General features: G+C 53.7%; 8 protein-coding genes. 5 read left to right on the forward strand and 3 right to left on the reverse strand.

Annotated elements, in window-relative coordinates:
- The coding region (locus LPA02S_RS11810; RefSeq protein ID WP_225354992.1) for a hypothetical protein at positions 1 to 887 on the reverse strand (887 nt) is incomplete at its 3' end.
- Positions 888 to 897: 10 nt separating this feature from the next.
- On the opposite strand from LPA02S_RS11810, the gene LPA02S_RS11940 reads away from it, so the two are divergent.
- Positions 898 to 984 carry a hypothetical protein gene (locus LPA02S_RS11940; protein ID WP_369689333.1) on the forward strand — a complete coding sequence of 29 codons (87 nt, stop codon included), beginning with the start codon at positions 898 to 900 and terminating at the stop codon, positions 982 to 984.
- A 164-nt stretch (positions 985 to 1,148) separates the two neighbouring features.
- On the opposite strand, the gene LPA02S_RS08570 is transcribed toward LPA02S_RS11940, so the two are convergent.
- Entirely contained in the window at positions 1,149 to 1,733 is a 585-nt protein-coding gene (locus tag LPA02S_RS08570; RefSeq protein WP_054651680.1) for a TetR/AcrR family transcriptional regulator, read from the reverse strand.
- 577 nt (positions 1,734 to 2,310) lie between these two features.
- Here LPA02S_RS08570 and LPA02S_RS08575 point away from each other — a divergent pair.
- Positions 2,311 to 3,897, forward strand: a complete 1,587-nt coding sequence (locus LPA02S_RS08575) for a glycosyltransferase (protein ID WP_056956311.1) — start codon at positions 2,311 to 2,313, stop codon at positions 3,895 to 3,897.
- Between the two features lie 12 nt (positions 3,898 to 3,909).
- On the forward strand, positions 3,910 to 5,406 hold the full coding sequence (locus LPA02S_RS08580) for a glycosyltransferase (RefSeq protein WP_054651682.1): 1,497 nt from the start codon (positions 3,910 to 3,912) through the stop codon (positions 5,404 to 5,406).
- Positions 5,407 to 5,902: 496 nt separating this feature from the next.
- Here the strand turns inward: LPA02S_RS08580 and cls are convergent, their stop codons facing one another.
- A complete protein-coding gene (gene cls / locus LPA02S_RS08585; RefSeq protein ID WP_056956310.1) occupies positions 5,903 to 7,360 on the reverse strand; it encodes a cardiolipin synthase in 1,458 nt (485 codons plus the stop codon).
- A 284-nt stretch (positions 7,361 to 7,644) separates the two neighbouring features.
- Here cls and LPA02S_RS08590 point away from each other — a divergent pair, with 284 nt between their 5' ends.
- Both LPA02S_RS08590 and LPA02S_RS08595 read left to right on the forward strand, forming a co-directional pair.
- Complete coding sequence (locus LPA02S_RS08590) at positions 7,645 to 9,366, forward strand: ABC transporter ATP-binding protein (protein WP_056956309.1); 1,722 nt, start codon at positions 7,645 to 7,647, stop codon at positions 9,364 to 9,366.
- Entirely contained in the window at positions 9,367 to 11,142 is a 1,776-nt protein-coding gene (locus LPA02S_RS08595) for an ABC transporter ATP-binding protein (RefSeq protein WP_056956308.1), read from the forward strand. It abuts the gene before it with no gap.
- Positions 11,143 to 11,363 lie beyond the last annotated feature (221 nt).

Here is an 11,363-nt window from a genome sequence, read left to right on the forward strand (position 1 = left end):
GCCGCAAGTTCCGCTGCTAGCTCCAGTGCGAGTGTCGCATCGAGTGCAGCTAGCGCAGCATCCTCGAGCGCATCCGTCGCTTCCAGCGCTGCATCGGCAGCCAGCTCCGCAGCCTCTGAGAACCCAACTAACAGTGATGTCTCGTCGGCTGCATCGACAGCATCGAGTGCTGCAAGTACAGCATCCTCGGCTGCATCGGTAGCGTCGTCAGCCGCATCAGTCGCAAGTTCCGCTGCTTCAACGGGTGATGACTCGACTGCGTCGAGTGCCGCATCGACGGCCTCCTCGGCCGCATCGGTAGCATCTTCTGCAGCATCGACTGCATCGAGTGCCGCCTCGACAGCAAGCTCCGCTGCTTCTAGCGCTGCAAGTTCGGCTGCATCATCTGCTGCAAGCTCCAGTGCCAGCGGCGCGTCGAGTGCTGCAAGCAACGCATCGTCGAGTGCATCCGTCGCATCAAGTGCTGCTAGTGTAGCTAGTTCCGCAGCCTCCGGGAACCCTGGTAACAGTGAGATTTCTTCGGCCGCATCGACGGCATCTAGTGCAGCAAGCATAGCGTCAAGTGCAGCCTCCGTGGCCTCCAGTGCTGCGAGTGTGGCTAGCTCGGCGGCTTCTAACGGTGACGCATCTACCGCATCGTCAGCAGCTTCTGTGGCTTCCAGTGCTGCAAGTACGGCAAGTTCTGCGGCTTCGACGGCCTCCAGTGCTGCGAGCGTCGCAGTTAGCCTGGCTAGTTCTGCCGCTCCATCGAGTGCCGGTAGTAAGGCTACTTTACCCGACACTGGTGCTAACCCATCGGATGGTGGTGGTAATTCCAACGCCGGTGGTGGGAACAACGCCGCAAATGGTGATGCGCACCAGTTACCACAGACTGGCGACGCCACCACAAATGAATCTCTGAGCCTGGCCGGTGTTATTGGCCTGGCAACGGCAGCCTTCCTAGGACTGTTCGGACTTGGGCGCAAGCACGATTCTGAAGATTAGAAGTAACAGTACGCGCATAAGTTAGGACTATGCGGTAATAAGGGAAAGTCGTCCAGATAATTACTTGGGCGGCTTTTCTTGTACATACACAAATTTTTGCACAAAAAAATTGCTCCCAAATTAATGTGAGCAATTCTAGGTGATCTTAATGCCTGGTAGGTCAGTCAAGCGCGGCTGCGTGCCAAATTTTCAAGTAACGGTTCACGGGCAATTACGCGGGCAACCTGTTCCTTGGAATCGGCAAAGTCGTTATCGATCCATTGGCTTAGCGCCATGGCGGTGGCTGCTTCAAATGAAGCTAACATGAAGTTAAGTTCGACGTGGGTTGTGTCCGGATGGCTGTACCCGTATGGTACGGCCAAACTGTCATACAGTTGGGTGTAAATCTTACCACCAACTTCAAACGGCAGATCGTGCATGTGCTTAAAGTACATCCGGTAATAGCACGAGGAGTCCTGCACCAGCTGCAGGAAGTCCATGACGGTTTTGTTGAGTGACTGTGGATTCTTAATGTTCTGGGCGCTGCGTACGCAAAATTCGAGCAAATCTGCATGGGCCTTATTCACTGCCTCGTCCGTGACGCTGTAAATATTGTCGAAGTGAACGTAGAAGGTTGAACGGTTGATGTGTGCTTCCTCGCAAACAGCATGGATGGTGATACGGTTCAGCGGGGTAGTCTCCCACAGTTTAAAGACTGCTTGAGTGATACGCTCATGCGTTTCAATCCAGTTGGCATTGTGTTTTTCCACGGTATAATCCTCCGAATAGCATTTTTATTGGAGCAACGTTGTGTGCACTCCGGTGAAAAGATGGGTATACGGCCTACTTCAAGCTGAAGTACAGCTACTGTTTGCTAGCCTTATATAGCCAAAAAGGGTGTGAATATGGACAAAAAGTTGGTAAACAGTGGTTACATACATTTTACAAGCAAAATAACAAATAATGGAACAACAATCACGTCAAAATTGTTGTGATTTTTTTAAAACAAGCAATAATAATAATACGACAAAAGTGTAAGCCAAAACTTTAGACATTTTCGCAATAAAAGTCTAAATACGCATTAAAACGGCATTCCCGAGGAATAAAACGCATTAAATTCTTTGCAATAATAACCTGAACAACGTATCATTTGTTATGTGGTTTTGGTAGTTTTTAACCCGGATAAATAACTTCGCGTGTCCAGATTTAACTACCAATACCTTGCGTGAAAGTGACAAAACGAGTTTGTACAATTGGGCAACTAGTGGCAACCGGACGCCAATAATACCCGGGTGTCAGTAGGCCTACTGGAAACAAATCTTTTTTGACGGTGAAAGGAGTACCGCGATGATATTTTTCATCAACAGCATCATGCAGGAAAATAAGTCTGGGATTGAGTTTGCCCAGCTCAAGCGTATTGAATTGTTCAACGACCATAACGTTGATTACCGGTTAGTGGTACGTGACTGGAACCCTCGATTGCACCCCACCACACGGGCAGCCGATGTACCTGATCGAAACCTAATCAATATGTTTGAGTACTTCCAGAACGCGATGGCAATTGAAGACCACCCGCAACACTTGGCAGACCTAGACTTTGGTGTCCTCGATACCCACGTGGAGGAAGAGGCCACTCGATTCCTAGTTTACACCACCGACAACCGTTTAGTCGCACGTGTTAACGTTTCTGGTGACGATAAAGTTGTCTTTTCAACCGAATTATTTGACGGTTTTGGTAATTTGTACCGGGTGGATTATTACGACACCCGCGGATTTCGTAGCCTGGAGCAATGGTATACACCCGACAACAAAATTGGCACCGAAGTTTGGCTCGATCCGGACGGACATGCAGTAATTGAAAAATTTTATCGCAAAAGCGTGCACGAAGAGGATGGGCTAGTTGCGAGCGGGTGGCGGCTAACTGACCGTACTGATGGTAAGACGTATATGTTTGACACCATCGAAGAACTGACGGTCCGGTTCCTGGATGACCTAAACGACGAGTACTGGTCGCTTGAGCACCCCAACGTCTTCGTTCTTGACCGTGGTCATGTGGCCGACTGGGGGCTACTGCATCTCCGTCGACCAGCGTACACCGTGAACCATTTGCACAACGCTCATGCCAGTGGGCAGGACCCAATGGCGCCAGTTGTCAACAACAACTATGAATTTACGCTGAGCGCTATTGATGATTACGACGCCATTGTTTCCTCAACCCACAAGCAATCGGCGGACGTGGACAAACGGTTCCACCCCCGGGCAAAGCTATTCACTATTCCCGTAGGTGTGGTGCCGGACGAACTCTTGCACGCGCCTCGCATTTTGGAGAGCAAGCGCACCTTTGGCAAGATGGTCGTTTTTGCCCGCATCGCGCCCGAGAAACAGCTGGATCAACTGACCGCTGCCTTTGCTATCGCGCATAACAAGTTTCCCGAGGCTACCTTGGACCTGTACGGTTATGAGGACGCGACCAACAAATTTGAGGCCAAGCGCAAAGTTGAGGCGGTCATCAAAAAGAATCACCTTGAGGATGCCGTCACGTTTAAGGGGTACACCACGGACGTGGATACCGCGGAGAATAACGCCATGCTGTACGGCCTGACGTCAAACATGGAGGGCTTTAACTTGGCCATCATGGAAGCGATTGCCCACGGTCTCATTCCAATTTCATACGACGTCAATTACGGCCCTAACGAAATTACTGAGGACCACGTTAACGGCCGGGTAGTGCCATACGGTGACGTCAAGGCCTTTGGTCAGGCCATGATCGATATCTTGCAGGATAAAAAGTTAGCGCAGCAGTACAGTACGGCCGCATACGATTCGGCGGAACGTTATTCCGAGGACAACGTGTGGGCTGCTTGGCAGGAGTTGCTGGACGATGCTGACGGGGTGTGGCCCGCAAAATTGACTGCGGCACACTTTGAAGGTTAGGAGGCTTTCTCTATGTACTATTTTATTAGCGAAAATGTTTTTGGCCGTAATTCGGGTACTGAGCACGCGCAAGCGCGGCGAACCCGCATGTTTAACGCGGAGGGTGAGCAGGCGTTTTACGTTTCGCGCAATTACAACCCCCTCCTCAAACGGGACCTGGAGTCCGTGAAATTGGCAGCTAAGGAGTCAATTAATATGTATGACTTTTTCCAGGGTACTCTCGCCGTGCGTCGGAAGAAGCAGAATCTGCGACTATTGGGCGAAGTGCCGTTAGACGAATACCACGTAGAGGCCATCACACCTAACTACTCCATGATTACCCACGTGGGCCGTGAAATTGGTCGCATTAACGTGTTGCCAGGCACCGTGGGTTTGACGATGGACGTGGAAAACCGGGACCAGCACAACAACCTGGTTGCCCGCGAAAACTGGGATTGGCGTGGGTTTAAGTCGTCGATTGATTATTTCCACCCAGACGGGCAGGTTGCCTCACGGTCGTACCTGAGCCAGGACGGCGATCCCGTGTTGGAGCAATTATGGATGGATGTGGATGGCAAACGCCAGCCCACAATGTGGAAACTGTTGAACTACCAAGGTCACGACTATCGGTTCAGCACGGAGGATCAGTTGTTCCTGTTTTTCCTGAACGAGTTAACGAAGCAGGATAGCAACGCGACTTTGATTGCTGACCGGCACACACTCGACTACGTGGTGGCAGACGTGCAGGGAACAAAGGCCAAGTGGGGATATTTTCACGGCGTGCACAGCACTAAGCCCGGCAAAGTGGGCAAAGGATCCATCTTACCGGTCTACCGGAACATTTTGGAGCAGCGAGCAGATGCCTTCGACGGTGTGCTCGTGGCAACGGAAGATCAGCGGGCAGACCTGGTAACGCGTTACCCACACATGGACGTGCGGGTGGCGCCCGACACGGCCATCGCCAAGACGCACATGCACAAGGAGGCTAAGCACCCCACCGTCATGTTTGTGGGTCGTTTTGGGCCAGACAAGCGTCCAGAACAGGCACTACAGATGATGGGCGAACTAGTCAAGCAGGTGCCGGACGCGCGCATGGAGTTCTACGGCTACGCGCCGGATGAGGACACCATGAAGCGTCTGAACGACGAGGTGACGAAGCTGGGTTTGACGGACCAGGTGCAGTTCGCGGACTACATGGGCCTGGGTGAGCTGAGCAAGGAGTACAGTCACGGTGACGTGATTGTGCAGACCTCGATTGCCGAAAGCTTCGGGATGAACCTCGTGGAGGCCATGAGTTATGGAATCCCAGCGGTCAGTTACAACATTCCGTACGGCACCAAGGCGTTGGTTCGTGATGGTGAGAATGGCTATGTAGTCCCGGATGGTGCCACGAAGCAGATGGCGGCCAAGGTCGCGCAACTGTTGACGGACCATGATGATTGGCAGGCGAAGAGCAAAGCTGCGAAGGAGACCGCCAGCAACTACACCTTTACGCGCGCCATGGGCGATTGGCGGCGGGCGCTGAAGTAGGGTCTGGCTACGCAAAAGAAGCCGATACGCTGGCATATTGCGGCGAATCGGCTTCTTTTAATGTGGCGGGTAATGGGGGTGGCTGGTAGAAATGGGCTACTGACTGCGGTTGAGCGGGTGGTCCGCGCGGCCGGTGCTACGTGCCTCACGCTCCCGCCCGTTCCGGGCTACCGCGAATTGCCCTAGTCCGAGAAAACCACTCGGTCTAGCCAATTTGATTCTGTAGAAGCTACTGCTAGTAAGTGCTAACGCACTAACTAGCAGTAGCTTCTACAGAACTCCGGGCATGCAGCCGCCGTGCGGACCACCCGCTCAACCTCCGCCAGTAACCCATTTCTACCAACGTTAGTGAGTGCAGTTACTACCATTACTTGGCACATGTAGGGCATCACTAGATGTTGTCATTATGAGGCACGTAGCCGGTCGCCGACAGCACCCACCCAACTGGAGCTAGCCCACCGTTTATACCAGCCAATCTACCACGCCGCCAAGCCACCTACAGTACTGGCGACAGCAGGCGGGAGAACAGCTGCTTGAAACGCAGCCACCGGCCCTGAGCGTCAATCATTTTGTCGGTGAGCTCGGTGCTTTCTTCCATGTCGCTTTGGAAAATATCTGCCAGCTGCCGGACGATGCTGTGATCGTACATGAACGTGTTGACTTCAAAGTTGAGGCTGTACGAACGGAAGTCCTGGTTGGCGCTCCCAACGCTCGCCATGTCGTCATCTATCAGCATGGTTTTAGCGTGCAGGAAGCCGTTATTGTAGATATAAACCTTGATGCCGAACTGGTGCAGGTAGTTGGCGTAATACTGCGTGGCCCGGTAGATGAAGGGGTGGTCGGGCATGCAGGGAATCATAATCCGGACGTCAATACCAGCGGCGGCGGCTATCCGCAAAGCCGTGATGACGGCGTCGTCAGGTACCAGGTAGGGGCTCTGAATCCATACGCGACGGCGGGCCGCGTTAATCAATTTGATGTAGCCCAACTTGATTTGCTCGGTTGTCGAGTCCGGACCACTCGTGACCAATTGCATACTGGTTGTACCGGAGATTTCTTTATCCGGAGCGGGGAAGTACTTCAGGTCGTAGGTGAGGCGGTCCGTCTGGTTTACCGACGAGTTCCAGTCCATAATGAACCGTACCTGTAATAGTTGGACCCCATGGCCGATAATCCGCAGGTGAGTATCACGCCAATAACCAAATTTGGGCGCGCGCCCGAGGTATTGATCACCAACGTTAAACCCGCCCGTATAGCCGATTTTGCCGTCAATCACCACAATCTTGCGGTGATCGTGGTAGTTGAGGCGGAAGCTCACGACGGCGTTACGGCTGGTTACAAAGGGGATGGTTTTCCCGCCGGCATCATGGAGCGGCTTAAACCAGTGGTTGGTGGTGCCGTGTGAGCCAAAGGCGTCGTAGACCACGCGCACGTCAACGCCTTCCTGGGCCTTCTGCACCAGTAGGTCCCGCAGTTGTGTACCAATCTTGTCAGAATAAAAGGTGTAGTACTCAATATGGATGCTATGTTTTGCGGCCTTAATATCCGCAAACATGCGGGCAAACTTGTCGTTACCATCAGTGATGATTTCGACCGCATTGCGCCGGATGAGCGGGGCGTTATCCAGTTGGCGAAACATCTCCACGGTGGCTGCACGGTGCTGAGTGATTTCGTCGGTATCGGTGCGTTTGAGGCGCGGCAAAGTTGAGCGCTGCGCGTCGATAATTTCTTTGAGCCCAATCCGGTCAGCCGTACGTAAACGGAACAGCTTAGTATTACCAAGGCCTCGACCGGTAAAGAGGTACAAAATAAAGCCGAATACCGGAATGACTACGAGCACGAGCAACCAGGCCCATGTCGCCGCGATATTGCGCGGCGAGTGGAAGACGGTGATGATTGCGGCTACCCAGTCTAGTAGCACGATGGCCAAAATAATCCAATTGACGATCTGCATATAAATAACCCTTTCACGAATAGTGTTCGGAGGTAAGTATACCACGCGACGGGCGGCCGCCCCACAACGATAACGGTGCAAATGGGCATAACTCGTCGGAGGACCAGCGAATACTCTTGGAGTGGCAGGGAGGGATGGCACAACCATCACTTGTACAGTCGTATTGGTGAACAAATATGGAAGAAAAACAACGAATATGCTACATTAGATGAAGATAAGGTTTTGGTGAAATTGCGGCGGGGCAATCAAGCCCCGCCCAATTTTACGTTGAGGGGGTATTACACATGCGCGTTATTTGGCCATACGTCCGCCGGCATGCGGGCATCGCAACTGGGGCGGTGATTACAACCATTCTGCAGGCGGCAACCATTCTCTGGCAGCCGTTCCTATTGCAGAAGGTTTTAGCCGCAATTATCGCTAATCATCAGGGTGTCGTGTTGAATCTGGGTGTGCAACTCTTGCTAGTTGCGCTACTTGGCATCGTTGCCGGGATTTTAAATACTGTCTGGGCGGCACAAACCGCTGTGCGCATTGCCGCCGATATGCGCGCCGATTTGTTTCAGCGCGTTCAACGGTTTGCGTACGCCGATATTGAGCAGTTTAGCGCCTCATCGTTGGGCGTGCGGATGACTAATGACATCAACCAGGTACAGATGCTGGTGATGTCCATTCTCCAGATTGTGCTACGCGTCCCGATTACCTTTGTGGGTGCGCTGGCCCTCGCTATTTTGGCGATTCCTAGCTTATGGTGGCTACTGGTCGTGATGATTGTAGTTATCGGCGCTCTCGGTGTCTTTATGACCGTCAAGATGGGCGGGTACTTCGGCAAGATTCAGCACTACATTGACGAGGTGAACACCATTGCTCGCGAAAACATGATGGGTGCGCGTGTGGTGAAGAGCTTTAACCAGGAAGATGCACAGTTGGGTAGTTTCAACCAGGCTTCTGGGCAGATGGAAACACTCAGCATCAAGATCGGGTACGCCTTTGCCGTGATGGTGCCGGGCTTCTTTATGATTGCTAACGTCGTGGTGGGGATTGCCGTTCTGATGATTGGTAACCAAATTACGAGTCATCCGGCCTACCTCGCCGTGATTACATCCTTTGTGGGTTACGTTCTACAGATTTTGTATGCCTTCATGAACGCCGCGTTTATTGCGACGGGGGCGACCCGTGCGTTTGTTTCCCTGGGCCGGATTGGCGAGGTGCTTCGGCACGCACCGTCCATGCTGTTTCCGAACCAAGCGCCGGTACTCAGTTTGGATGGGGGAATCGACCTACGTGACGTGACCTTCACGTATCCTGGTGATGATGCGCCAATCCTCCAGCACGTGAACTTCAAGGTGCGACCTGGTGAGATGCTGGGTATTGTCGGCGCGACTGGTAGTGGTAAATCCACGCTGGCGCAGCTGTTGGGGCGTCTATTTGATCCCGATGAGGGTGCCGTGATGGTGGGTGGACACGACCTGCGCGAACTCAATCCGCGTAGTATTCGCAAAGCCGTGGCGGTGGTCCTGCAACGGTCAACGCTGTTCTCGGGGACCATTGCCAGCAATCTTCGGCAAGTCCGCCCCGACGCCACTACCGCCGATATGGAGTGGGCCGCAAAGATTGCCCAGGCTGCTGAGTTCATTGACCAGCTACCGGAGCGCTTTGACGCTCCCGTTGACGAGCGGGCAGCCAACTTTTCGGGTGGGCAAAAGCAGCGCCTCAGTATTACCCGTGGTCTCATTGGGCAACCAGCAGTGCTGGTACTCGATGACGCAACCAGTGCGCTGGACGCCCGGAGTGAAAAGCGGGTGCAGGAAGCCTTGGCCCGCGATTTAGGGCACATGACGACGGTCATTATTGCGGAAAAAATTTCGTCAGTGATGCACGCTGATCGTATTTTGGTGATGGATCACGGCCGTGTCGTCGGCAATGGCACCCACGCGGAGTTGTCCGCAACCAACAAGGCGTACCAAACAATCCTGAACTCGCAGCGTAGTGCAGAGGAGGTGGGCTAAATGCAAAGTGATTTCAAAGTAGCGGGTAAGTACTTCGGCCACTACCTCGGCCGCTACCCGTGGCAACTAATACTCAGCGTCATTACCGTAGCCATCTACTGTGGCGCGGCGGTGTACACGCCCATCCTGTTGGGCAATGCGGTTACGCAGTTAACGACGGTGCTAGCCGACTTTAACGCGCACCACGCGGTGGACACTACACCATTTATCCACACCGCGGCGACCATGATTGTGATCAACGTACTAGCCGGTTTTGCGGATGCTGCGACCTCAGCCATTCTTGGGTGGGTATCGGGTGTAGCTAACTCCCGAATGCGTAGCGACCTCTTTGCCAAGATGCAGCGTATTGGGATTAGTTATTACGACCGCACGGAAGACGGGGATTTGCTGGCGCGGTTTACCAGCGACCTCGATAACATTTTTAACGCCATGAACCAGGCGTTCATCAACAGCTTTTATTGTTTCGGTTCCCTGATTGGCGTCCTGATTATGATGTTCACGAGCAACGTCATGATGGGCTTTGTCACGATTATTACCACGCCGTTGGCCGTCCTGGTGAGCTGGTTGGTGATTACGCACGCCAGCCGTGCCGTGAACGAACAGCAGCGGGCCGTGGGGGCACTGAACGGGTATATTAACGAGCAAATTACCGGCCAAAAGGTCATTATTACCAACGGCCTGCAGAAACAATCAATTGACGGTTTCACCGGGCGCAACGCCACGGTCCTGCAGGCAGCACAGCGTGGCCAAATTTGGGCCGGAATGCTGATGCCGGTGATGTCGGGACTGATGCTACTCAACACGGCCATCGTCATCTTCTTTGGCAGCTGGTACGTTCTGCAGGGCAGCATGGCGTTGGGCACGGGGCTGGCCGTGGTGGCCGTCTTTGTCCAGTACGCGCAACAGTACTACCAGCCCATCATTCAGATGACCAGTATGTACAACATTATTCAGCAGGCCGTCACGGGTGCACGGCGGGTCAGTGAGGTGTTCGAGCAGCCCGATGAGGTACGTCCCGAGGGGGGCAAAGTCATCGATGGTGTTCGCAAAGGCGTTGAGCTGAAGGACATCCACTTTGGCTACCTGCCGGGAATTGAGATCCTGCATGGCATCAACATTGATGCTCCCCGGGGGCACATGGTGGCGCTGGTTGGACCCACTGGTTCGGGTAAAACTACGGTGATGAACCTCCTGAACCGGTTCTATGATGTGGACGTCGGTAGCATTACTATTGACGGCACGGATATTCGCGACATTGATTTGACCAGTTTGCGCAACAATGTTGGTATCGTGTTACAGGATCCGCAACTATTCTCAGGCACGATTAGGGATAACATTCGGTTTGGTCAACCGGAGGCCGGGGATGACGCCGTGCAGAACGCGGCGCAACAGGCGCGGATTCACGACTACATCATGTCATTGCCGGATGGCTACGATACTTTGATTACGGACGAGCAGTCGGTCTTCTCCGCGGGGCAAAAGCAATTGCTGAGCATTGCGCGGACGATTTTGACCGACCCACCGGTAATGATTATGGATGAGGCCACCAGCAACGTGGACACCGTGACCGAATCGCAGCTCCAGGCGGCGATGAACGCGGTGACACAAGGCCGGACCAGCTTCTTGATTGCGCACCGGCTGCGGACGATTGTGCACGCTGATGAAATCGACGTGCTGCGGCACGGCACCATCATCGAGCGCGGCACGCACGCTGACTTAATGGCTGCCAACGGCTTCTACGCCCAACTCTACCGCGACCAGATGCCCGAACTGTAGTGGGGGGTGACGGTAGTGGTTTGCGGCAGCGTAGACCGGACCGGTGAGCTGCGGCTTACGTGGGGTACTCCATGGTAAGCCACTGCCAGGGCGAAGGTTGGGTGGTTACGAACCCGCGGGCGTGGTTTGGGGTTGCGGCTTACGTGTCCTGCGCCGTGATTGCTACACCCGCACGCTCCGGACGTTCCGTCCTTCCGCGGATAATTGAGCTTGAGAAATAC

This window comes from Lacticaseibacillus pantheris DSM 15945 = JCM 12539 = NBRC 106106 (assembly GCF_001591865.1).
GTDB classification, from domain to species: Bacteria; Bacillota; Bacilli; order Lactobacillales; family Lactobacillaceae; genus Lacticaseibacillus; species Lacticaseibacillus pantheris.

What these genes read in the sequence shown, in the direction of transcription:
- LPA02S_RS08575 (WP_056956311.1), top strand. Translation starts at nt 2,311, where the DNA reads ATGATATTTTTCATCAACAGCATCATGCAGGAAAATAAGTCTGGGATT.
- LPA02S_RS08580 (WP_054651682.1), top strand. Translation starts at nt 3,910, where the DNA reads ATGTACTATTTTATTAGCGAAAATGTTTTTGGCCGTAATTCGGGTACT.
- cls (WP_056956310.1), bottom strand. Translation starts at nt 7,360, where the DNA reads ATGCAGATCGTCAATTGGATTATTTTGGCCATCGTGCTACTAGACTGG.
- LPA02S_RS08590 (WP_056956309.1), top strand. Translation starts at nt 7,645, where the DNA reads ATGCGCGTTATTTGGCCATACGTCCGCCGGCATGCGGGCATCGCAACT.
- LPA02S_RS08595 (WP_056956308.1), top strand. Translation starts at nt 9,367, where the DNA reads ATGCAAAGTGATTTCAAAGTAGCGGGTAAGTACTTCGGCCACTACCTC.